This is a genomic window from Pelomonas candidula, assembly GCF_043555985.1.
GTDB lineage: Bacteria > Pseudomonadota > Gammaproteobacteria > Burkholderiales > Burkholderiaceae_C > Pelomonas > Pelomonas candidula.
In genome coordinates, this window is the sequence record NZ_JBIGIC010000004.1 from 227,947 (window position 1) to 250,107 (window position 22,161).

The following is a 22,161-nucleotide window of genomic DNA, read 5'->3' on the forward strand; positions in this document are numbered from 1 at the left end:
CGGGTCTTTTCGACCTTTTGTTAAGCAGCTTGTCGCCGAGGTGTCCGCCGCATTGCGGCGCCCGGGTCAGGCCAGCACCAGATCCAGCAGGCCCGAGCGGCCCCAGGCCTCGGCTTCTTCCTTCAGCAGGAAGCGTGTGCGGGCGTGGGCATCCGACCAGCTCTTGGGGCAGCGCAGCGTCAGCTGCCGGCCGCTGCGCTCCAGCTTGGGCGAGCCGCTGACCGGCGTGCGTGCGTGGCACAGGATGACGGCCAGGCGCAGCGCGACGATCTGGTCCAGCAACTGCGCGTCGGCCAGCTGGGACTCCAGCTTGCGCAGGCCGCCGCGCTGGCCCAGCGCCAGTGCGGCCAGGCGCTGCAGCTGGTTGGTGGAGAAGCCTGGTGCGTCGACGTGGCCGATCAGGTAGGCGCTGTGGCGGTGGTGGTCGTGGTGCGACACCAGCATGCCGATCTCGTGCAGCGCGGCGGCCCAGCGCAGCTCGCGCAGCAGCTCGGGCGCGGGCTTGTCCCCGAGCTGGCGGTACAGCTTCTCGGCCTGGGCGGCGACGCGGTCGGCCTGTGCCGAGTCGACGCCGAAGCGCTCCTGCAGCTCGGCGACCGATGCGCCGCGCGGGTCGCGTGCACCGCTGGGCTGCAGGCGCTCGGCCAGGTCGAAGATGACGCCCTGGCGCAGCGCGCCCTTGGTGGGCAGCAGCTGGTCGATGCCGAACTGCGTCAGCAGCGTGTACAGGATGCACAGGCCGCCGGCCACGACCGGGCGGCGGTCTTCCTTCAGGCCGGGCAGCTGCAGCTTGTCCTGCGAGCCGGCAGCGATGCACTGTTCGATGCACCAGCGCAGCGCGTCCTGCGTGATGCGGCCGTCGGTCCGGCCGCTGGCGGCGAGGATCTGCGACACGGCGCCCACGGTGCCCGACGATCCCAGCGCCTCCTGCCACAGCTCGGGGCGGAACAGCGTCAGCGCCTCCTCCAGCTCGGCGCCGGCGGCGACCTGTGCGGCGCGGAAGGATTCCTCCGTGTAGCGGCCATCGCCGAAGAAGCGCAGCGACAGGCCCACGCTGCCGACGCCGAACGACTCGGCCAGCACCGGCTTGCGGCCCTTGCCCAGGATCATCTCGGTGGAACGGCCGCCGATGTCGATGACCAGACGCGGCTTCTCGGACGGCTGCAGCCGCGCGACGCCGGCAAAGATCAGGCGGGCCTCCTCGCGGCCGGCGATGACCTCGATGGGATGACCCAGCACGGCCTGCGCGCGCGCCAGGAAGGCGTTGCGGTTGCGTGCCTCGCGCAGCGTCTGCGTCGCGACGGCGCGGACGCGCTCGGGTGCGATGCCGACGAGCTGCGCGCCGAAGCCCTTCAGGCAGGCGAGGCCGCGCTCGATGGCGGCCTCGGTCAGCATGCCGTTGGCGTCCAGGCCGGCCCCCAGGCGCACGCTCTCCTTGGTGTAGCTGACGCGCTGGTAGCGGTCGCCCGAGAGGTGCGCCAGCTCCAGCCGGAAGCTGTTCGAGCCGATGTCGATGGAGGCCCAGATCGGGTTGCTGGCTTGGGGGCGTGTCGTCATGGCGGGCGATTGTCCGGGCAAAATTTGACGCCCCTTCGTAACCGGGAACCCCCATGATGAAAGAAGAAATCGACAGCCTCGTGCCCGGGCGCGATTTCAGCCGCCGCGACTTCGTGCAGACGACGGTGGGCAGCGGCTTCGCGGCTGCCGTGCTGCCGGTGGCGGCGCAGACGGTCACGACCGACAGCGTGGGCCTGGAGGCCGGCAGCGTCAGCATCCCGGTGGGCGACTTCAGGATGCCCGCCTACCGCGCCCAGCCGGCCGGCAGGAAGGACCTGCCGGTCATCCTCGTGGCCAGCGAGATCTTCGGCGTGCACGAGCACATCGCCGACGTCTGCCGCCGCTTCGCCAAGCTGGGCTATCTCGCCATCGCACCGGAGCTGTTCGTGCGCCACGGCAATGCCGGCGTCTACACGGACATCCCCAAGCTCATCGCCGAGGTCGTCGGCAAGGCGTCGGACGCGCAGGTCGACGGCGACCTGGATGCCACCGTCGCCTGGGCCGCGGCCAACGGCGGCGACGTCACCCGGCTGGGCATCACCGGCTTCTGCTGGGGCGGCCGCACGACGTGGTCGTATACCGCCCACAACCCCGGCGTGAAGGCCGCGGTGGCCTGGTACGGGCCGGTGGCGCGCCCCTACTTCGCCGGAGACAAGACGGTCATCGACAAGGCCGCCAGCATCAAGGCGCCGGTCCTGGGCCTGTACGGCGCGGCCGACACGGGCATCCCGGTCGATACGCTGACGCAGCTGGAAGCGGCGCTGAAGGCCGCCGGCAACACGGCGTGCGAGTTCATCGTCTACCCGGACACGCCGCACGCCTTCCACGCCGATTACCGGCCCAGCTACCGCAAGGCGGCGGCCGAGGACGGCTGGGCGAAGTGTGTTGCCTGGTTCAGGAAAAACGGGGTGGCTTGACGGATCGGCCCACCCCCTACGCGCTTCGCGCGCCCCCTTAGAGGGGGCACTGCCAACGGCCCGGCGAAGCCGGTTCCGCGGCAGTCGCTTGATGTGTCGGCGCGCTGACGCAGCGCCTTCCAGGACAATCCGTCACATGACCCTTCTCTACATCGTGCTCGCCACCTTCGCGGGCGGGCTGCTGTCGGTGCTCGTTGCCGCGAGCCTCACCGTCGGCGTGCTGACCCGCCTCGTGAAGAGCCTGGTCAGCCTGTCGGCCGGCATCCTGCTGGGTACCTCGCTGCTGAACGTGCTGCCCGAGGCCTTCGAGAGCCGCACGGCCCAGCCGCAGACGCTGTTCGCCGTGCTGCTGGCCGGCCTGCTGTTCTTCTGGCTGCTGGAGAAGGTGGAGCTGTACCGCCACACCCACCACCACGAGGACGACGGCCACCACCATCACCACCACTTCGACGCCGAGCAGGCCGGCCGCGGCGGCCTGACCGTGCTGGTGGGCGACAGCATCCACAACTTCTGCGACGGCGCCATCATCGCGGCGGCCTTCCTGGCCGACACCAAACTGGGCTTCGCGACGGCGCTGGCCATCGTGGCCCACGAGATTCCGCAGGAGGTGGGCGACTACATCGTGCTGCTGAACGCCGGCCTGAGCCGCGCCAAGGCGCTGCTGTTCAACGCGATCTCGGGCATGGCCTCCGTCGTCGGCGGCGTGCTGGGCTATTTCCTCATCGGCGGCTTCGAGGGCGCGCTTCCCTATCTGCTGGTGGCGGCGGCGAGCAGCTTCATCTACATCTCCGTGGCTGACCTGCTGCCCCAGTTGCAGCGGCGCCTGGCTTGGCGCGACACCTTCGCGCAGGTGGCCTGGCTGGGCGTGGGCCTGGGCGTGGCCTTCGCGGTGTCGCAGATGCTGCATGGCGCTCATTGACGCAGGGCTGCGCGGCGCGCTGATCGCGCTGTTGGCCCTCGTCATCGCTGCGCTGGTGCCGCACTGGCGCCACGCCCGGCACGCCGATCTCGTGCGCGTCAGCATCGCGCTGGCGGCTTCGCTGATCGTGCAGGCGCTGTCGGCCTCGCCGTGGGTGGAACACCAGCTGAGCTGCCAGCCGCAGGCGCCCGGCATCGGCATCTCGCTGGGCTCGGCCGTGCTGTTCTGGCTGTTCGCGCGCGCCGTGTTCGAGGACGGCTTCCGGCTGCGCGCCTGGCATGGCGGGTTGTGGGCCGCCGTCGCCGCGTTCGGCGCCACCGTTTGCCAGTGGGCGCCGTGGTGGCAGGGCTGGGTGCTGATGCGCGCCATCCCCGTCGTCTTTGCGCTGCTGGGCCTGGCGTCCGTCGTCGGGCCCTGGCGGGTGGACCTCATCGAGGCCCGGCGCCGGCTGCGCGGCGTCGTCGTGGGGGGCGGCTCGATCTACGCCGTCGCGATGGTGGTGATGCGCGTGCGCTCTGCTGACGGCAGCCTCAGCAGCGACGCGGCGCTGGGCGACGTGGCCATGCTGCTGACGCTGACGGCCGTCATCGCCGGCCGGCTGCTGGCGCCGCGTGCCGAGGGGCTGTGGGGCGAGGCCGAGCCGCCCGCGTCACCGCCGCCGCCAGCGACCGATGCGCAGGATCAGCTGGTCGCCGCTGCGCTGGCGAAGCTGATGAGCGAGGGCCGCGGTTACGCGCGGGAGGGGCTGAGCCTGGCCGGCCTTGCCGAACAGCTGGGTACGCCCGAGTACCGGCTGCGCCGCGTCATCAACCAGGGCCTGGGCCACCGCAACTTCAATGCCTATGTGAACGGCCTGCGGCTGGCCGAGGCCAAGCGCCGCCTGGCCGACCCGGCCGAGCGTGCGCTGCCGGTGCTGAGCATCGCGCTGGACGTGGGCTTCGGTTCCATCGGCCCGTTCAACCGCGCCTTCAAGGCCGACACGGGCCTGACGCCCACCGAATTCCGCCAGAAAGCGCTGGCCGATTCTTGAAAAGGCGCGCCGAAACCTGCAATCGCGAGGTTTCGGCCAGACGCGGGGCCTGCGACCGCCGAGGCTGACGGCTTCTCAACCCCGAGGAGTCTCGCGATGTTCTTCAGAACCCTGCTGGCCGGCCTGGCCTTCAGCATCACGGCCCATGCCGCCACCGTCGGCACGCTGACGCTGCCCGCCGACGAGGATGGTGGCGCCGTCACGCTGTTCTATCCCACCGCCGCCGCCGGCCAGCCGGAGACGCGCGGCGATCTGCGGTTGCTGATCGCGCCCGACGCCGTGCCGGCGGCCGGCAATGGCCGGCTCATCGCCATCTCGCACGGTTCGGGCGGCGGGCCGTGGGTGCATTCGACGCTGGCGCAGGCGCTGGTCGACGCCGGCTTCACGGTCGCTGTGCCGCTGCACCGGGGCGACAACTGGACCGACCCGGCCCACCCCGGCCCCGAGAGCTGGAAGCTGCGTCCCGCCGAGATCAGCCATGCCATCGATCGCGTGGCGGCCGATCCGCGTTTCGCCGGGCTGAAGCTGGACCGCGTCGGCGGCTTCGGCATGTCGGCCGGCGGGCACACGATGCTGACGCTGGCGGGGGGCGCCTGGTCGCCCGAGCGCTTCCGCCAGCACTGCGAGCAGCACCTGGCCGATGACTTCAACGCCTGCGTGGGCCTGGCGACCGGGCTGACCGGAGGCTGGCTCGACGGCTTCAAGCTGTGGCTGGCGCGGCGTGTGCTGAGCTGGAAGTTCGGCGGCGACGACGCCCCGCAGACGCACACCGACCCACGCCTGGCTGCCATCGTCGCCGGCGTGCCGGCCGCGGCCGACTTCGACCTGGCGTCGCTGGTGCACCCGCGCGTGCCGCTGGGCCTCATCACCGCCCGCGACGACCGCTGGCTGTCGCCGCGCTTCCACAGCGAGCCGGTTCTGGCCGCCTGCCAGGGCTGCGAGCGGCTGGCCGATCTGCCCGGCGCGGGCCATGGTGCGCTGCTGGCGCCGCCGCCGCCGGCCGACCGGCTGGGCCACCTGGAGTGCTCGCTGCTGTGCGATCCGCCGGGCTTTGACCGGCCGGCGACGACGGCGCTGTGGGTGGGCCGCACGGTCGCGTTCTTCCAGCGTCACCTGCTGTCAGCCGGCACGGCGGAGCCTGAACTTGCGCAGCAGGCCTTGCCCGTCAAATAGCAGCACCAGTTCGGTCTCCGGTGTGTCGATGGCCGATGTGACGAGGCCCACCAGGGGCACGAAGTCCAGCGCGCGCGGCAGGCCGTCGCGGTAGACGTAGTGGACCGTGGTCCAGCCGCTGTCGAAGCGCAGCACCTTGCCGGCGCCCAGCAGCCGCTCGGCGTCGGCGAGCGTCGTCTGGCCGGGCCGCAGCAACTCGCTGGCCTCGGCGGGTTTCAGCGTCTGCACGCGGCCGTTGCCGACGGTGGTGCAGGCGGCCAGCGCGGCGCACAGCAGCAGGGAAAGCAGCTTGTTCATGGTGTCATCGCCTCCAGTTCGACGCGGGCATCGTTGGACCAGGACTTCCATTTGTCCGGCGGCAGCACGACGAAACGGTCGCGCAGCGCGAACGGCCAGTCCAGCAGCGCGAACATCAGGCTGCTCTGGCCCATCTCGCTGCCGTGCATCCAGCGGTAGGGCAGCTCGGCCCGGCGGGCGCCTTCGCGGATCTGCGCGGCGAACATGGGCCGGTCGGCGAAGAAGCCGTAGGCGACCAGGCTGCTCATGCAGATGTCCGTCACCGCCCGCGCCGCGTAGAAGGCCGGCGGCTTGATGCCGCGCATCAGCGCGCCGCCATAGAGGTCGGCGCGGCATTCCAGGCGCAGGTCGCCCAGCCGCCGCGTGTCGTCGGGCAGGCCGGGCGTGCGCACGTCCACGGCCCAGGCGAGGCGACCGGAAAGCAGGTGGCTGCGCACGATGGCGTCCGGCGGCAGCGCTCGCCACGCGGGCGGGATGGCGAAGCGGCCCAGCGCATCGATGGCGATAGGCTCGCGCGCGCTGCCGTGGCGCAGTTCCAGCGCGGGCACGTCCGCCAGGTCGCGGCGCGGCAGCACGCGGATGCGCAGCTCGGCTTGCGGTGCGAGCGTGGCGCGTTCGCGCTCGAACACGTCCAGCACCCGCAGCAGATCGGCCACGGTCTGTTGCTCGCGGCTGGCGGTGCTCTCGCCTTCGACCGTCACGGGAGGCAGCTCGGGAGGCGCGGCGTGGGCCGACAGCGCGGCGGCCAGCAGGAGCAGGGCGATCGTCCTCATGTCGTCGGCGGGAGTGCGCGTTCGATGGCGAGCAGCGTCTCGTTCAGCGCGGACAGCACCCACGCGCCGTCGTCGGCCTCGCTGTTGGTGAACGCGAAGCTGGCGCTGCGCCCCCGCGTGTCGACGACGAGCAGGCTGGAGAAGCCGCGGTCCGCGCCGTTGTGGACCAGCACGGCGCGGCCGTCGATGTCCGCCGCGATCCAGCCCAGCGCGTAGTCGCCGGCCTTGAGTGCCTGCAGGCGTTGCACGTAGCTGCTGGGCAGCGGCGTGACCTCGCCACGCAGCGCCCGCAGATGCCAGCGCACCCAGGTGGCGTAGCTGTCGGGGCTGATCGTGGTGCCCTGGCCGCTGGCGCGCAGCACGTCCAGCCAGGCGGCCGTGTCGGCGTCCTCCGGGGGCAGCGGCTTGAGCCCGCCCCGGGCGCCGACGTGGCCGACCGGGCGGTTGACGAAGGTCGCGTCGGCCAGCGTCCACGTCACCGTCATACCCAGCGGCTTCGCCAACTCCTGCTCGAACAGGTCGGCGAAGGCGCGGCCGGTGCGCGTCTCCAGCATCAGCGCGGCCAGCGCGTAGCCGGCGTTGGAGTAGACGAAGGTCTGCCCCGGCGTGACGCCCGTCGGCGGGTCCTGTGCCAGCAGCCACGCGGCGAAGAAGCGCTCGCGGCCGAGCGGCGTCGCCGGCAGTGGGGCGGTCTGGGCGAGCAGGTAGGCCTGGAAGCGAGCGACATCGTCGACGCCGGTGAAGGCCGGCAGCCCGCCGCGGTGCGACAGCAGCTGCTCCAGCGTGATGCCGCGGTAGACGGGCTTCATCGCGGCCGCGAGATCCGGCAGCGCGTCGGCCAGGGTCGTCGCCCATCCGATGCGGCCCTGCTCGACGAGGCGGCCGGCCAGCGCCGACGTCATCGCCTTGGTCGTCGAGCCGATCATGAAGGCGTCGCCCGCCTGCACTTTGGGCGTGGCGCCGACCTGGCGCAGGCCGGCGAGCGCCTGCGTCGTGTCGGCGGCGCTCAGGTGCTCGATGGCCACGCCGGCCAGGCCGCTGACGATGGCGCCGTCGGCGGCCTGCTGCAGCCGGGCCTGGGCCTGCGGCTGGGGGCTGGATTCGGAGTTGCCGCCGCCGCAGGCGGTGAGGGCGGCGACGGTGGACAGAACGAGGGCGCGGAACAGCATCGCGAGGGCATCGGAGTGGAGACGCTCCGCATTCTTCGCAGCCGACCCCAAGGCCAGCCAAAGATCGTGTCAGCTGCCTTCAGTTGCCGTCAGCCAGCCGCTCGATCTCGCCGCGCACCTGCTTCAGCACCTCGTTGGCGAGTTTGGGGTCGGTCTTGACGATGCCGCGCGACAAGGCCATCGCGCCGATCAGCGCGGCCACGGCCAGCGTGGCCCTGGCGGGGTCGTCACCCATCACGGCCTGCAGTCCGTCGCGCAGCTCGGCGAAACCGGCCGTGTAGCTCTGGCTGACGGCCTCGCTTTGCCGGCCGGTGTCGCAGGCCGACGTGACGACCGGGCAGCCGGCCGCCTGGTCGTCGCGCACGCGGCGGCTCAGGTACTGGTCGAGGTAGGTGGACAGCGTCGGGGCCTTGCCGCTGCCGGCCTGGGTCGTCCAGTCGAAACCCTTGCGGAAGCTGTGCGCGAAGGCTTGCGCGGCGAGGTCCTGCTTGTCGGCGAAGTGCTTGTACAGCGCGCCATGCGTCAGGCCCGCAGCCTTGCAGATGTCGGCCACGCCGACGCCGTCGATGCCGTGCTGCTTGAACAGCCGGGCCGCCGCGTCCAGCAGCGCCTGGCGGTTCAGCTCGGACTGTTCCTTGGTCACTTTCATGGCCGGAGCTCCTGAACGCCGGAATGTTGCATGGTTTTGATTGTGACTGATACCATTGATTTATTGAAATCAATCGCAATCAAAATTGCGGAGGTGCCGTGATGCTCGCTACCCGTCTTGCCCAGTTCCTGCAGCGCCGCGGCATCCACTACGCCTGGGTGGTGGCCGCGCTGACCTTCCTGGCCATGCTGATCACGTCGGCCGCGCTGGGCCTGCCCGGCGCGTTGCTGCAACCGATGACGCAGGAGTTCGGCTGGAGCACGACGGAGCTGTCGTCCGTCTTCGCGACGCGCTTTGCGCTGTTCGGGCTGCTGGGGCCCTTCGCCGCCGTCGTGCTGCTGCGCTACGGCGTGCGCCACGTCGTCACGCTGGCCGCGCTGATCATCGGCGGCACGCTGCTGGCGGGCGCGTTCATGCACAACCTGGCCCAGGCCTTCGTGCTGTGGGGCGTGGTGCTGGGATTCGGCACGGGCATGACGGCCATGGTGCTGGGCGCCACGGTCGTGAACCGCTGGTTCGTGCAGCGCAAGGGTCTGGTGATGGGGCTGCTGGCGGGCAGCAGTGCCACGGGGCAGCTGATCTTCCTGCCGCTGGCGACCTGGCTGATCGAGACGCACGGCTGGCGCTTCGCGCTGATGCCCGTCATCGCCGCGACCGGCATCCTGGCCGTGCTCGTGATGCTGTTCGTGCGCAACTCGCCGGGCGACCTGGGCCTGCTGCCCTACGGCGCCACCGAGGCGCCGCCCGCCGGCGGCGCGCCCGTGCCGACGTGGAAGCTGCCGTTCGAGACGCTGGCCAGCGCCTCGCGCGTGCCGGCCTTCTGGGCGCTGGCCGCCAGCTTCTTCATCTGCGGCCTGAGCACCAACGGCCTGGTGCAGACGCACTTCATCTCGCTGTGCGGCGACCGCGGCCTGGGCCCGGTGCCGGCGGCGTCGGTGCTGGCCATGATGGGCGTGTTCGACCTCATCGGCACGACGCTGTCGGGCTGGCTGTCCGACCGCTTCGACAACCGCAAGCTGCTGTTCTGGTACTACGGCCTGCGCGGGCTGTCGCTGTTCTGGCTGCCGTACTCGGACTTCACGGTCGCGGGCCTGTCGACGTTCGCGATGTTCTACGGGCTGGACTGGATCGCCACCGTGCCGCCCACGGTCAAGCTGGCCGCCCAGGCCTTCGGGCCGGCGCGCGCAGGTCTGGTGTTCGGCTGGGTGTTCGCCTTCCATCAGCTCGGCGCGGCCGCGGCCGCGTTCGGCGCGGGCTTCACGCGCTCGGTCATGCTGTCGTACTCGCCGGCGCTGTTCGTGGCGGGTGCCGCCTGCCTGCTGGCGGCAGGCGTGGTGCTGGGCATGCGCAGCCCGGCTGCCAGCGCGGCGCCGGCCCGGGCCGGCTGACCACGATCGGCCCCGCGCGCGCAGTCGCGCGGCGGGGCCTTCGCCTTACAGGAGCCACGTCCCTGGTTCCTGGGGCCATTCGCCTCGTAAGGACGTAGCTCCTCGACGGACCAAGCCCAGCGCTTCCGGCATCGGACGTGGAAGCGCTTCGCATCCACCGGGCCCGGCCCATCGCCAATCGAGGAGCAACCATGAACCTGCGCAAATCCTTCATCGCCACCTTCATCAGCACGCTGGCAACGGCATTCGTCGGCGCCCCCGCCTTCGCGCACGACGACCACGACCGCGGCCCGGACCGGGCCACGCTGCTGGTGACCAGCACCAACAACGCGACGGCCAACAACATCGTCGTCTTCCGGCTCGACACCAACGGCGCGGCGTCGCTGTCGTACGTGACGTCGCTGGCCACCGGCGGTGCCGGCGGCGCCGGCGGCAATGCCGGGCTGGTGCAGTTCCACGACGACATCGGTGCCGTCGCCAACTACGGCTCGAACTCGGTGACGCAGCTGGTCCGCCAGGGCGACTTCGTGCATGTGGGCCGCAGCTTCGACCTCGCGTCGGGCTGCACCCGGCCGGTGTCCATCGCGCTGAAGCACGATCACCTTTACGTGGCGGGCGCCAATTGCGTGGAGTCGCACGACTGGCCGTCGGGCCGGCTGGACGGCACGGCGGTGTCGCTGCCCGATGCGTCGTCGGCCCAGGTCGTGGCCGGCCGCAGCTGGGCGGCCGTGACGATGAAGTCGGGCTCGGTCCTGCAACTGCCGCTGAACCGCGAGGGCAGGCTGGCCGGCACGGGCAGCGTGGTGGCCTTGCCCGCCGGTGCCAACGACACGCCGCTGGGCGCCGCCTTCTGGGGCGACCTGTTGGGCTTCAACCCGGCCCACAGCCCCAACAGCCTGGCCCTCGTCAGCCCGGCCCGCACGGTCTACCCGATCGCGGGCCCGACGCCGGCCTTCCCCAATGGCAATGCGCCCTGCTGGCTGGTCAAGGGTCCGGGCAACCTCTGGTATTCGGGCAACACGCCGGCCAAGGCGATCTCGATCTTCTTCAGCGACGGCGTCGGCGGCAGCTTCTACAAGTCGGTGCCACTGCCCGGCGCGCCGACCGACCTGACCGTCTCGCCGGACGGCAAGTGGCTGGCCGTCATCTACACCGCCGCGGACGGCGGCCACATTGGCGTGTACGCGCTCGACGCCTACGGCGACCTCACGCCCGCGGCCACGACGGGCGCCATCGGCGTGCCGAGCTTCAACGGCGTGGCGTTCAGCCAGTAAGCCGCGGCGGGCGCGGCTGCATCAACGCCGCTCGAATACGAAGGTGCAGCCGCGCCCGTCCAGCCCGTCCTGGATGCTGATGTGTCCGCCCAGCCGCAGGGCGGCGTGGCGCACGATGGCCAGGCCCAGGCCGGTGCCGCTGACGTCGCTGCCAGCCGGGCCACGCCAGAAGCGCTCGAAGGCCGCCTCGCGTTGCGCGGGCGGGATGCCCGGGCCGTCGTCGGCGACGCGCAGCGTCAGCGCTTCAGCGCCGCCCGCCAGCGTGACGACGACGCGGCCGCCCCTGGGCACGTACCTCAGCGCGTTGTCGACGAGGTTGTGCAGGACCGACTCGAAGGCGCCGCGGTCGAGCTGTGCGGGCAGGGCGGGCGGGGCGTCGAGCGACAGGTCCAGCCCCAGGTCCAGCGCCCGGGGCGCCATCTGGGCGAGCGCCTGCTCGACGAGCGCGGCCACGTCCAGCGGTTCTTCCGGCGCGGCACGACCCTCGTCCAGCGCGGCCAGCGTCAACAGCTGGCGGCTAAGGTGGGAGGCGCGGCGCAGTGCGGCGTCCAGCGCTCCGGCCGCCTGGCGGCGTTCGGCCTCGTCGGCCGCGTGGGCGAGCAGGTGGGCCTGGGCCGCGACGACCGCCATCGGCGTGCGCAGCTCGTGGGCGGCGTCCTGCACGAAGGCGCGTTCGCGCTGCAGCTGGGCGCGCAGCCGCGCGAGCAGTTCGTCGAAGGCGGCCACCAGCGGCCTGAGTTCATCGTGGCGCGGCGTGAAACCCAGTGGCGACAGGTCTTGCGCGTCACGGCGCGTGACGGTGTCGGCCAGCGTGGTCAGCGGCTTCATGCCGCGCCGCACGGCGATCCACAAAGGCAGCAGCACGACCGGGAAGGCCAGCAGCAGCGACGGCAACAGCTCGCGGCCCAGCCAGCCCAGCACCGTGGCGTCGCCGATGCGGGGCTCGGCCAGCGTCAGCCGCCAGGCGCCGCCGCGGGCGTGGGCCAGCCAGTGGGTGGCGGCCGTGGCCGTGGTGGCGCCGGGCGTGGCGAACACGGTGCGGCCGCCGGTGTCGTCGAGGCGGAACTCGACGTCGCCCGGCAGTTGACCGCCCGCGCGGCGCATGCCATTCAGCTCGTCCGCGCGGACCCGCACGACGAGCGCGGCATCCCGCGCGTCCGCCACGCGGGTCAGCGATGCGGCGATGCCGTCGGCCAGCAGTTGCACGCCGGGGTGCTCGCCCATCTCTCGCTTGAACTCGATGAAGTCCAGCGCCAGCAGCGCCGTGCCGGCCAGCGCGAAGGCCAGCAGCAGCGCGCCGAGCACGCGGCGCAGCAGCGTGGGGCGCCACAGCGGCTGCAGCAGCGCCCTCATGCCACGAGCTGATAGCCGATGCCGCGCACGGTGCGGATGCGCTCGGCGCCGATCTTCTTGCGCAGGTTGCTGACGTGCATCTCCAGCGTGGCGGCGTCGACGGGTTCCTCCAGCGGCGCCAGGCGCTGCGCGATGCGGCCCTTGGCGACGACGGCGCCGGGCTCGCGGGCCAGCTCGACGAGCAGCTGGAACTCGCGCCCCGTCAGCGTCAGCGGCTGGCCGGCGAGCCTTGCCGCATGCGCGCGGGGCTCGATGACGAGGTCACCGAACTGCCAGGCCTCGTGCGCCTGCCGCGCGCTGCGGCGCACCACGGCATGGATGCGAGAGACCAGCTCGGGGATGGCGAAGGGTTTGAGGATCACGTCGTCGGCGCCGCCGTCCAGGCCGGCGAGGCGGTCCTCCAGCGCGGTGCGGGCGGTGATGATGACGATGGGCGTGGCGGCGTCAGCGCGGCGCCAGCGGGCCAGCAGGTCGAACCCGGAACCGTCGGGCAGGCCGAGGTCCAGCAGCACGCAGTCGGCGGCCACGTCGCTCAGCTGCAGCGGCGCGTCCTGCGCACGGCGCAGCCACTCGCAGCTGAGGCCTTGCTGGCGAAATGCGGCCTGCAGGCTGCGGCCGAGGTCCAGGTCGTCTTCGATGAGCAGCAGGTGCATGTCAGCACCCGCTCGGCCGCCCGGAGGGTGCTGAAGCCCCCTCGGGGGGCGGCGAACGATGTGAGCGTGGGGGCCTGAGCATCCGGCGATTTTGGCCGGCCCAAGCTCAACGGCAGCTCAAGATCACTTGACGATCAGGACGGGCAGCTCGACGTGCGTCAGCACCTTCTGTGCCTCGCTGCCCAGCAGCAGCGCGGCGAAGCCCTTGCGGCCGTGCGAGGCCATGACGATGAGGTCCACGCCCTCGGCCTTGGCGTGGTCGATGATGGCTTCCCAGGCATGCAGGGCCTCGACGGTGTGGCCCTTGCAGGACAGGCCCTGCGCGGCCGCGGCGGCGGTGACGGCCTCGACGCGCTGGGTGGCGACGCGCAGTTGCGCGTCGATGAACTCCTGCGGCGGCACGGGCTGGATCTCGGAGACCGCGCTGTAGGGGAAGGGTTCCATGACGCTGAGCGTCAGCAGCTGCGCGCCGTGGATCTTGGCGAGCTGGATGGCCGTGTCCACCGCGTGCGCGGTGATGTCGGAGCCGTCCGTGGGAACGAGGATGCGCTTGAACATTCGGTCCTCCAATCGTTGGGGAGGACTCCAGTGTGGCCGATCAGCGTGTCAGCCGCTTGTCGGAGATCAAGCCGTTGTTCATCCCCTGGCGATCGGCCGCGCGGGGTCGGCCGACCATTCGCTCCACGAGCCTGGGTAGAGCACGCCATCGCCCAGGCCCGCGTGGGCCATGGCCAGCAGGTTGTGGCAGGCGGTGACGCCGGAGCCGCATTGGTGCACGACCGTGCCGGCGGCGAACGGCTGCAGCTCGGCGCGCAGCTGGGCGGCGGGCTTGAAGCGGCCATCGGCGCCGAGGTTGTCCTTGAAGAAGCGGTTGGCGGCGCCGGGGATGTGGCCGGCGGCCTTGTCCAGCGGTTCGACGTCACCGCGGAAGCGCTCCGCGGCGCGGGCGTCGACGAGGCGGACCTTGCCCAGCTGCTTCAGCAACGAGGCGGCATCGATGTGCTGGACGAGGGAGGCACCGGGTTGCCAGTCGGTCGGCGTGGCGGTGGGCACGGCGGTCGTGCGTTCGCCGTCCCAGCCGCCGTCGAGCACGGCGACCTCGGCATGGCCCAGCCAGCGCAGCATCCACCAGGCGCGCGCGGCGTACATGCCACCCTGCGAATCGACCGTGACGACCTGTCGGCCGGCGCGCAGGCCCAGGCGGCGCAGCAGCGCGGCGAAGGCTTCGCGCTCGGGCAGCGGGTGGCGGCCGTGGAAGCTGCCGTCGGCACCGGTCTTGGGGCCGGCGAGGTCACGGTCCAGGTGCAGGTAGAACGCGCCGGGGATGTGGCCCGCTGCGTAGGCGCGCTCGCCGGCTGACGTGTCGGCGAGGTCGAAGCTGCAGTCGAGGATCAGCGGGTCGGTCAGGTCGCGCAGCTGGGCGGGAGAGATCAGCGTCGTGTAGGTCATGACTCGTTGGGGTTGAACTGGCTGTCGCGGGGCGGTGGCGCGACCTTGGCGCGCAGCAGCGTCGCGATGAGGCCGGCGCCGATGATGAGCACCATGCCGACCGTGGCGGGCCAGGTCAGCGGGTCCTTGAACAGCAGCATGCCGTAGCCGAACGAGAAGACGATGCCCAGGTACTGCAGGCAGGCGTTCACGAGCGGCCGGCCGATGGCGTAGGCGCGGGTCAGGCAGACCTGGGCGGCCGTGGCGAGCAGCCCGACCGCCAGCAGCAGCGCGGCGCCACGCAGCGTGTGCGTCTGCAGGCCGCCTTCGGTGACCGCCGTGATGAGGCCGCCAGCGATCGCGCCGCCCATCGAGAAGTAGAAGACGACGCGCAGCTCGGGCTCGCCGGCGCGGCCCAGCGACGTCACCTGCAGGTAGGCCAGCGCGGCCAGCATGCCGGAGACGAGACCGGCCAGGCCATGCCAAAGCTGCTGCTGGTCCAGCGAGGGGCGCAGGATCAGCGCGACGCCGACAAAGCCCAGCAGCACCGACGCGATCAGCCGCCAGTCCAGCTTCTGCGCGCCCATCAGCACGCCGCCGCCGAGCAGGAACAGCGCCATCCAGACGGAGGACATGTAGTTCAGCGTCATGGCCGTGGCCAGCGGCAGCTTGCCGATGGCGTAGAACCACAGGCACAACGACGCGACGCCGGAGATGCTGCGCCACACGTGCATGCCCGGCACCTTGGTGGCCAGGCTCATGCCCTGGTGGCGGGTCAGCAGGGCCATCGAGGCCATGCCGACGAGGCCGCGGTACATGACGATCTCGCTGGCCGCGTACAGATCGCTGGCCAGCTTGACGCAGACGCCCATGGTGGCGAACAGCAGGGTCGCCAGGACCATGAGCAGCGGCGCCGGCATCAGAGGTCGGCGCCGATCTCGTTGCGGTACCACTCGTGGAAGTGCTGCATGCCGTCTTCCATCGGGCTCTGGTACGGGCCCACCTCGTTGTCGCCGCGCATCATCAAGGCCTTGCGGCCGGCGTCCATGCGCTCGCCGATCTCGTCATCCTCCACGCAGGTCTCCATGTAGGCCGCCTGGTGGGCCTCGACGAACTCGCGCTCGAAGGCGACGATTTCCTCGGGGTAGTAGAACTCGACGAGGTTCAGCGTCTTCTGCGGACCTTGCGGGTGCAGCGTCGAGACGACCAGCACGTGCGGGTACCACTCGACCATGATGTGCGGGTAGTAGGTCAGCCAGATCGCGCCGGCCTCGGGCGGGCGGCCTTCGCGGTACTTCAGCAACTGGTCGTGCCAGCGCTGGTAGACCGGCGAGCCGGGGCGCTCCAGCTCCTTGTGCACGCCGACGGTCTGCACCGAGTGATGCTTGCCGAACTCCCAGGCCAGGTCGTCGCAGGTGACGAAGCCGCCCAGGCCGGGGTGGAAGGGACCGACGTGATAGTCCTCGAGGTAGACCTCGATGAAGGTCTTCCAGTTGTAGTTGCACTCGTGGGCCTGGACCTTGTCGAGCACATAGCCTGAGAAGTCCAGCTGCGCGCGCGGGCCCAGCTTGGCGAGCTCCGCGGCGACGTCATGGCCGTTGTCCTCGAACAGCAGGCCGTTCCATTCCCGAAGCTTGTAGTTGTTCAGGTTCAGGCAGGGGTCGTGGTCGAAGTGCGGCGCGCCGATCAGCTCACCCTGGTGGGAGTAGGTCCATCGGTGCAGCGGGCAGACGATGTTGGACTTCGTGTTGCCGCGCCCACGCAGCATGACCGCCTGGCGGTGGCGGCAGACGTTGGAGATCAGCTCGATCCCCTGCTTGCCTTCAGCCGATCGCACCAGCGCCCGACCTTCGCCCTCCTGCGGCAGCGCGTAGTGGTCGCCCACCTCCGGCACGGCCAGTGCATGGCCGACATAGCGGGGCCCTCGCTGAAAGATGCTGGCCTGTTCACGCTGGAACAGATCGGGATCGAAATAGGCGCTCACCGGGAGCTGGGTCTGGCTGCGTTGTAGCGCCGAGACAGGAAGGCTCAGGTCGGACATGATCCAGGCGGGTCTTTCAGGCGGGGTAGGGGTGCTGCGTCCCTCCGGCGCATCTCGGGAATGCCGAGTCGGCCAGGTTGCTGTGGTGAAGGGGCGGATCGCGCCTGCGCGCGTCCAACTGGAAGCGGCGAACGCATGCGCTGCGCCGCGGAAGAGGGTCGGGATTCTAGCCAGGGCGTCGGATGGCGGCTACAGCAGGGCCTTCGTTACACGGGATGTCAAAACCCGCTGTCTACAATTGCTGTTTCGCGTTTTGAAATGACAAAGTCCTCCTCCCGCACCAAGGCTGCCGCGTCAGACGGCAGTGATCTCAGCTACGAGCAGGCGCTCGACGAGCTGGAGCGCCTGGTAGCGGCGATGGAGGGCCAGCAACTGCCGTTGGACCAGCTCCTGCAAAGCTATCAGCGCGGGGCCCATCTGCTGGCCCTTTGTCGCGGCCGCCTGCAGGCGGTGGAGCAGCAGGTCAGGTTGCTGGACGGGGCAGAGCTGAAAGCCTGGGAGGGCTCCTGAATCATGGATGCAAAGGACTTTGACCACTGGGTCGATACGTCCCTGGCTGCCTTCGAGGCAGCCATCGACAGCCTGGTGCCTGCGGGTGCGCCGGCCGGCCTCGGCGAGGCGATGCGCTATGCCGTGCTGGGCGGTGGCAAGCGGTTGCGCCCGCTGCTGGTGCTGGCGAGCTGTGCTGCCGTCAATGGCGACAGCTTCGCCGCCATGCGCGCGGCCTGCGCCGTCGAGCTGATCCACGCCTACTCGCTGGTGCACGACGACATGCCCTGCATGGACAACGACGTGCTGCGCCGTGGCAAGCCGACGACGCACGTGGCCTTCGGCGAGGCCCAGGCCATGCTGGCCGGCGACGCGATGCAGGCGCTGGCCTTCGACGTGCTGACGCCGGATACGGGCATCGCGCCGGCGCTGCAAGCCCGGCTGTGCGCGCTGCTGGCGCGCTCGTCCGGCTACGACGGCATGGCCGGCGGCCAGGCCATCGACCTCGCCAGCATCGGCAAGACGCTGGACGAACGCACGCTGCGCGACATGCACCGCCGCAAGACCGGCGTGCTGCTGCAGGCCAGTGTGATGATGGGTGCCGCCTGCGGCCCGGCGTCGGCGCAGGCCACGAAGTCGCTGTCCGACTACGGCGCGGCGCTGGGCCTGGCCTTCCAGGTCGTCGACGACATCCTCGACGTGACGCAGGATTCCCATGTGCTGGGCAAGACGGCCGGCAAGGACCAGGATGCCAACAAGCCGACCTACGTCAGTGTGCTGGGCCTGGAGCCCGCCCGGGCGCTGGCGCAGCAGCTGCGGGTCGAGGCCAAGGCGGCGCTGGCCGCGACCGGCCTGGCCGACGTCAGCCACCTCAGCCTCCTGGCCGACTCCGTCGTCGAACGCGTGAACTAACGAGAAGGTGCCGCCATGGACTACACGCTGCTGAACGGCATCGACAGCCCGGCCGACCTGCGCCGGCTCCCCCGCACGGAGCTGCAGAAGGTTGCCGACGAGTTGCGCGCCTATGTGCTGGAGAGCGTCTCCCAGACGGGGGGGCATCTCGGGTCCAACCTCGGCACCGTCGAGCTGACCGTGGCGCTGCACTACGTCTTCAACACGCCGGAAGACCGGCTGGTGTGGGACGTGGGCCACCAGACCTATCCGCACAAGGTGCTGACGGGCCGGCGCGACCGCATGGGCTCGCTGCGCCAACTGGGCGGCATCAGCGGCTTCCCGCGCCGCGACGAGAGCGTCTACGACACCTTCGGCACGGGCCATTCGTCGACGTCGATTTCCGCTGCCCACGGCATGGCCATGGCGGCCAAGCTCAAGGGCGAGAACCGCAAGGCCGTGGCCATCATCGGCGATGGCTCGATGACGGCGGGCATGGCCTTCGAGGCGCTGAACAACGCCGGCGTGGCTCACGGCGGCCTGCTGGGCGACGTGCTGGTCATCCTGAACGACAACGACATGTCGATCAGCCCGCCGGTGGGCGCGCTGAACAAGTACCTCGCGCGGCTGATGAGCGGCAGCATCTACACCGCCGCGCGCGAGGGTGCGAAGAGTGTGCTGAAGAACACGCCGCTGTACGAGTTCGCGCGCAAGTTCGAGGAGCACACCAAGGGCATGGTCGTGCCGGGCACGATCTTCGAGGAGTTCGGCTTCAACTACGTCGGCCCCATCGACGGCCACGACCTCGACTCCCTGGTGCCGACGCTGGAGAACCTGCGCGACAAGAAGGGCCCGCAGTTCCTGCACATCGTCACGAAGAAGGGTGCCGGCTACAAGCTGGCCGAGGCCGACCCGGTCAAGTACCACGCGGCCGCTGGCAAGTTCGACCCCGCCGTCGGCTTCGTCAAGCCGGCCACGCCGGGGAAGACCACCTTCACGCAGGTGTTCGGTGAGTGGCTGTGCGACATGGCCGAGGCCGACTCGCGCCTCGTCGGCATCACGCCGGCCATGCGCGAGGGCTCGGGCATGGTGGAGTTCCACAAGCGCTTCCCGCAGCGCTATCACGACGTGGGCATCGCCGAGCAGCACTCGGTCACGTTCGCCGCCGGCCTGGCCTGCGAGGGCATCAAGCCTGTCGTCGCGATCTACTCGACCTTCCTGCAGCGCGCCTACGACCAGCTGGTCCACGACGTGGCCATCCAGAACCTGCCGGTGCTGTTCGCACTGGACCGCGCCGGCCTCGTCGGCGCCGACGGTGCGACGCATGCCGGCAACTACGACATCGCCTACACGCGCTGCATCCCGAACATGGCCGTGCTGACGCCGGCCGACGAGGACGAATGCCGGCAGGCGCTGTACACCGGCTTCATGCACGACGGCCCGGTGACGGTGCGCTACCCGCGTGGCGCGGGCGCCGGCATCACGCCGGTCAAGCAGATGACAGCCCAGGCCTGGGGTAAGGGCGAGGTGCGCCGCGAAAGCCACAACAGCGGCCAGCGCATCGCCATTCTGGCCTTCGGCACGCTGCTCTACCCGGCGCTGGAGGTGGCGGAACGCCTGGACGCGACGGTCGCCAACATGCGTTTCGTCAAGCCGCTGGACGCCGAGCTCGTTGCCGAGCTGGCGCGCACGCATGACGCGCTGGTCACCGTCGAGGACGGCTGCGTGATGGGCGGCGCCGGCAGCGCCGTGGCCGAGGCGCTGAATGCCGCCGGCATCACCGTGCCGGTGCTGCAGCTGGGCCTGCCCGACGAGTTCGTCGAGCATGGCGACCCGGCCAAGCTGATGAGCCTGTGCGGCCTGGACGCCGCCGGCATCGAGGCCAGCATCGTCAAGCGCTTCGGCGCGAAGCCGACGGTGGTGCGCTCGACCGCAGCGCGCTGAGCAGGCTGTCCACCAGCGGCTGCGCTGGCCGGTGCAGCGGGATCAGCGCAAAGACGCGGTAGGGAATCGACATGGTCAGCGGCCGCGCGACGAGGCTGTTGCTCGCACAGGCGGCCGCCGTCAGCGGATTGACGACGGCGACACCCAGTCCGGCCCGCACCAGCTCGCAGACGGCCACGGCGCTGTGTGTCTGCACGCGCAGCCGCCGCTGCACGCCGGCCGCGGCGAAGCGCGCGTCGATCTCGCGCCGGTAGGGGTCGTCCTCGGCCAAGCTGATGAAGTCCTGCGCGTCGAAGTCCTTCAGCGCCAGCCGCTGGCGCGAGGCGAGTGCATGGCCGGCCGGCAGCACCACTACCTCGTCCGCCTCCAGCACCGCCTCCACGCGCACGCCCGGCAGCGGCGTCGCCTGTTCGGCGAGGCCGAGGTCGAAGCGCTGCTCACCCATCCAGGCGTCCAGCAGCGGCGGCTCGGCCGGCGTGATGGAGACGCGCGCCGCGGGGTGGCTTGCCAGCAGCGTGGCCAGCGCACCGGGCAGCAGCGCGTGGCTGAGGGCCGGCAGGCTCAGCACGCTGAGTTCCGTGTCCTCGGATTTGCCCAGGCCTTGAGCGCGCTCGATGACGCGGGCCAGGCCCTGGAAGCTGCGCTCGACCTCATCGAACAGCGCCCGCGCCCGCGCCGTCGCCTTGAGCCGCCCGCGTGCGCGCTCGAACAGCGCATAGCCCAGCAACTGTTCCAGCCGCGCGAGGTCGCGACTCAGCGTCGGCTGCGACGTGTGCAGCAGCGCCGCGGCGGCGGTGACGCTGCCGGCCGTCATGACGGCACGGAAGACCTCGATGTGGCGGTGCTGGATGTCCATATCAGGAATGGATTGTCCAACGACAAATTGCAATTTGATTGAATGGGTGGCAGGCAGCATGCTGCGAACCATGACCAAGCCCCTGCCCACCGCCCTCACGCCCACCCGCCTGCAAGCCCTCGCTGCCGAACACGGCACGCCGCTGTGGGTCTACGACGCCGCCACGATCCGCGCCCGCGCTGCGTCGCTGAAGCGCTTCGACGTCGTGCGCTTCGCGCAGAAGGCGTGCTCCAACATCCACATCCTCAAGCTGCTGCGCGAGGCCGGCGTGAAGGTGGATTCGGTGTCGCGCGGCGAGATCCTGCGTGCGCTGGCCGCGGGCTACCCTCCAGGCGGCGACGACATCGTCTTCACGGCCGACCTGCTGGACCACGCCACGCTGGCCACCGTCGTCGAGTACCGCATCCCCGTCAACGCCGGCTCCATCGACATGCTGCATCAGCTGGGGGCGGCGTCGCCCGGCCATCCGGTGTGGCTGCGCATCAACCCCGGCTTCGGCCATGGCCACAGCCACAAGACCAACACCGGCGGCGAGCACAGCAAGCATGGCATCTGGCACGCCGACCTCGGCGCGGCGCTGGCCGCCATCCGCCAGCACGGGCTCAAGCTGGTGGGCCTGCACATGCACATCGGCTCGGGCGTGGACTACGGCCACCTGGCCCAGGTCGGCCAGGCGATGGTCGGTCTTGTCAAGCAGACCGCCGAGGCTGGCCACGACCTGCATGCGATCTCGGCCGGTGGCGGCCTGTCGATTCCCTACCGCGAGGGCGATGCGGGCATCGACGTGGACCACTACTTCGGCCTCTGGGACGCGGCACGCCGTGAGGCCGAGGCGCTGGTGGGCCACGCGGTGACGCTGGAACTCGAGCCGGGCCGCTACCTCGTCGCCGAGAGCGCCGTGCTGCTGGCCGAGGTGCGTGCCGTCAAGAACGCTGGCGCCAATCGCTTTGTTCTCGTGGACGCCGGCTTCAACGAGTTGATGCGCCCGGCCATGTACGGCAGCTTCCACGCGATGACGCTGCTGCCGCAGGACGGTGCGTTGCGGTCGGTGCGGGAGACGGTCGTGGCCGGCCCGCTGTGCGAGTCCGGCGACGTGTTCACGCAAGCTGCAGGCGGCGAGGTGCTGACGCGCGCGCTGCCTGAGGCGAAGGTGGGCGACCTGCTGGTCATCCACGACGCCGGGGCCTACGGCGCGTCCATGTCCAGCAACTACAACAGCCGGCCGCTCGCCGCCGAGGTGCTGGTGGACGGCAACGTGGCCCGGCTGATCCGCCGGCGCCAGACGGTCGAGGAATTGTTGGCGCTCGAGAACTGACCACCCCAGGTCAATCCTGACGGGAGGCGCTCATTTCTCCGGAGA

Annotated in this window: 22 protein-coding genes; 10 read left to right on the forward strand and 12 right to left on the reverse strand. The window is 70.8% G+C overall.

Features of this window, described 5'->3' with window-relative positions; translation table 11 throughout:
- Positions 1 to 66: 66 nt before the first annotated feature.
- Positions 67 to 1,557: a Ppx/GppA phosphatase family protein gene (locus ACG04R_RS09815; RefSeq protein WP_394408895.1), complete on the reverse strand. Its 1,491-nt coding sequence runs from the start codon at positions 1,555 to 1,557 to the stop codon at positions 67 to 69.
- A 53-nt stretch (positions 1,558 to 1,610) separates the two neighbouring features.
- Here ACG04R_RS09815 and ACG04R_RS09820 point away from each other — a divergent pair, with 53 nt between their 5' ends.
- From ACG04R_RS09820 to ACG04R_RS09835, 4 genes are all read left to right on the forward strand, one after another.
- Positions 1,611 to 2,474 carry a dienelactone hydrolase family protein gene (locus ACG04R_RS09820; protein WP_394408898.1) on the forward strand — a complete coding sequence of 288 codons (864 nt, stop codon included), beginning with the start codon at positions 1,611 to 1,613 and terminating at the stop codon, positions 2,472 to 2,474.
- A gap of 136 nt (positions 2,475 to 2,610) precedes the next feature.
- Positions 2,611 to 3,393, forward strand: a complete 783-nt coding sequence (locus tag ACG04R_RS09825; protein WP_394408901.1) for a ZIP family metal transporter — start codon at positions 2,611 to 2,613, stop codon at positions 3,391 to 3,393.
- Positions 3,380 to 4,423 (forward strand): AraC family transcriptional regulator, encoded by a 1,044-nt coding sequence (locus ACG04R_RS09830; RefSeq protein WP_394408904.1) that lies wholly within the window; start codon positions 3,380 to 3,382, stop codon positions 4,421 to 4,423. The genes ACG04R_RS09825 and ACG04R_RS09830 overlap by 14 nt, the downstream gene beginning before the upstream one ends.
- A 96-nt stretch (positions 4,424 to 4,519) precedes the next feature.
- Entirely contained in the window at positions 4,520 to 5,596 is a 1,077-nt protein-coding gene (locus ACG04R_RS09835) for an alpha/beta hydrolase family protein (RefSeq protein WP_394408907.1), read from the forward strand.
- Here the strand turns inward: ACG04R_RS09835 and ACG04R_RS09840 are convergent.
- From ACG04R_RS09840 to ACG04R_RS09855, 4 genes are all read right to left on the reverse strand, one after another.
- Positions 5,543 to 5,893, reverse strand: a complete 351-nt coding sequence (locus ACG04R_RS09840) for a hypothetical protein (RefSeq protein ID WP_394408910.1) — start codon at positions 5,891 to 5,893, stop codon at positions 5,543 to 5,545. The two genes, ACG04R_RS09835 and ACG04R_RS09840, sit on opposite strands and share 54 nt — an antisense overlap.
- A complete protein-coding gene (locus tag ACG04R_RS09845; RefSeq protein WP_394408913.1) occupies positions 5,890 to 6,666 on the reverse strand; it encodes a hypothetical protein in 777 nt (258 codons plus the stop codon). Before ACG04R_RS09845 ends, ACG04R_RS09840 begins: the two co-directional genes overlap by 4 nt.
- The gene (locus tag ACG04R_RS09850; protein WP_394408915.1) at positions 6,663 to 7,835 is read right to left on the reverse strand and encodes a serine hydrolase domain-containing protein; all 1,173 of its coding nucleotides are present in this window, start codon (positions 7,833 to 7,835) and stop codon (positions 6,663 to 6,665) included. The genes ACG04R_RS09845 and ACG04R_RS09850 overlap by 4 nt, the downstream gene beginning before the upstream one ends.
- A 79-nt stretch (positions 7,836 to 7,914) precedes the next feature.
- Positions 7,915 to 8,484, reverse strand: a complete 570-nt coding sequence (locus ACG04R_RS09855) for a TetR/AcrR family transcriptional regulator (protein ID WP_394408918.1) — start codon at positions 8,482 to 8,484, stop codon at positions 7,915 to 7,917.
- A 101-nt stretch (positions 8,485 to 8,585) separates the two neighbouring features.
- On the opposite strand from ACG04R_RS09855, the gene ACG04R_RS09860 reads away from it, so the two are divergent.
- Both ACG04R_RS09860 and ACG04R_RS09865 read left to right on the forward strand, forming a co-directional pair.
- Positions 8,586 to 9,872 (forward strand): MFS transporter, encoded by a 1,287-nt coding sequence (locus ACG04R_RS09860; RefSeq protein ID WP_394408921.1) that lies wholly within the window; start codon positions 8,586 to 8,588, stop codon positions 9,870 to 9,872.
- Positions 9,873 to 10,063: 191 nt separating this feature from the next.
- On the forward strand, positions 10,064 to 11,146 hold the full coding sequence (locus ACG04R_RS09865) for a lactonase family protein (RefSeq protein ID WP_394408924.1): 1,083 nt from the start codon (positions 10,064 to 10,066) through the stop codon (positions 11,144 to 11,146).
- A gap of 21 nt (positions 11,147 to 11,167) precedes the next feature.
- On the opposite strand, the gene ACG04R_RS09870 is transcribed toward ACG04R_RS09865, so the two are convergent.
- The 6 genes from ACG04R_RS09870 to ACG04R_RS09895 form a co-directional block, all read right to left on the reverse strand.
- Positions 11,168 to 12,499, reverse strand: a complete 1,332-nt coding sequence (locus tag ACG04R_RS09870) for a sensor histidine kinase (protein WP_394408927.1) — start codon at positions 12,497 to 12,499, stop codon at positions 11,168 to 11,170.
- Positions 12,496 to 13,152: a response regulator gene (locus tag ACG04R_RS09875; RefSeq protein WP_394408930.1), complete on the reverse strand. Its 657-nt coding sequence runs from the start codon at positions 13,150 to 13,152 to the stop codon at positions 12,496 to 12,498. The genes ACG04R_RS09870 and ACG04R_RS09875 overlap by 4 nt, the downstream gene beginning before the upstream one ends.
- 123 nt (positions 13,153 to 13,275) lie before the next feature.
- A complete protein-coding gene (locus ACG04R_RS09880; protein ID WP_394408933.1) occupies positions 13,276 to 13,710 on the reverse strand; it encodes a universal stress protein in 435 nt (144 codons plus the stop codon).
- A 78-nt stretch (positions 13,711 to 13,788) separates the two neighbouring features.
- Positions 13,789 to 14,601 (reverse strand): sulfurtransferase, encoded by an 813-nt coding sequence (locus ACG04R_RS09885; protein WP_394408936.1) that lies wholly within the window; start codon positions 14,599 to 14,601, stop codon positions 13,789 to 13,791.
- Positions 14,598 to 15,482 (reverse strand): DMT family transporter, encoded by an 885-nt coding sequence (locus tag ACG04R_RS09890; protein ID WP_394408939.1) that lies wholly within the window; start codon positions 15,480 to 15,482, stop codon positions 14,598 to 14,600. Before ACG04R_RS09890 ends, ACG04R_RS09885 begins: the two co-directional genes overlap by 4 nt.
- 17 nt (positions 15,483 to 15,499) lie before the next feature.
- Positions 15,500 to 16,621 carry an aromatic ring-hydroxylating oxygenase subunit alpha gene (locus ACG04R_RS09895; protein WP_394408942.1) on the reverse strand — a complete coding sequence of 374 codons (1,122 nt, stop codon included), beginning with the start codon at positions 16,619 to 16,621 and terminating at the stop codon, positions 15,500 to 15,502.
- A 258-nt stretch (positions 16,622 to 16,879) separates the two neighbouring features.
- Here ACG04R_RS09895 and xseB point away from each other — a divergent pair, with 258 nt between their 5' ends.
- From xseB to dxs, 3 genes are read left to right on the forward strand one after another with little or no spacing between them, the layout of a single operon-like run.
- Positions 16,880 to 17,131, forward strand: coding sequence for an exodeoxyribonuclease VII small subunit (gene xseB / locus ACG04R_RS09900; RefSeq protein WP_394408945.1), 252 nt, complete (start codon positions 16,880 to 16,882; stop codon positions 17,129 to 17,131).
- Positions 17,132 to 17,134: 3 nt separating this feature from the next.
- Complete coding sequence (locus tag ACG04R_RS09905; protein WP_394408948.1) at positions 17,135 to 18,022, forward strand: polyprenyl synthetase family protein; 888 nt, start codon at positions 17,135 to 17,137, stop codon at positions 18,020 to 18,022.
- Between the two features lie 15 nt (positions 18,023 to 18,037).
- Positions 18,038 to 19,945 (forward strand): 1-deoxy-D-xylulose-5-phosphate synthase, encoded by a 1,908-nt coding sequence (dxs, locus tag ACG04R_RS09910; protein ID WP_394408951.1) that lies wholly within the window; start codon positions 18,038 to 18,040, stop codon positions 19,943 to 19,945.
- Here dxs and ACG04R_RS09915 read toward each other — a convergent pair.
- A complete protein-coding gene (locus ACG04R_RS09915; RefSeq protein WP_394408954.1) occupies positions 19,893 to 20,801 on the reverse strand; it encodes a LysR family transcriptional regulator in 909 nt (302 codons plus the stop codon). The two genes, dxs and ACG04R_RS09915, sit on opposite strands and share 53 nt — an antisense overlap.
- 70 nt (positions 20,802 to 20,871) lie before the next feature.
- On the opposite strand from ACG04R_RS09915, the gene lysA reads away from it, so the two are divergent.
- Positions 20,872 to 22,116 carry a diaminopimelate decarboxylase gene (gene lysA / locus ACG04R_RS09920; protein WP_394408957.1) on the forward strand — a complete coding sequence of 415 codons (1,245 nt, stop codon included), beginning with the start codon at positions 20,872 to 20,874 and terminating at the stop codon, positions 22,114 to 22,116.
- Positions 22,117 to 22,161: the final 45 nt, after the last annotated feature.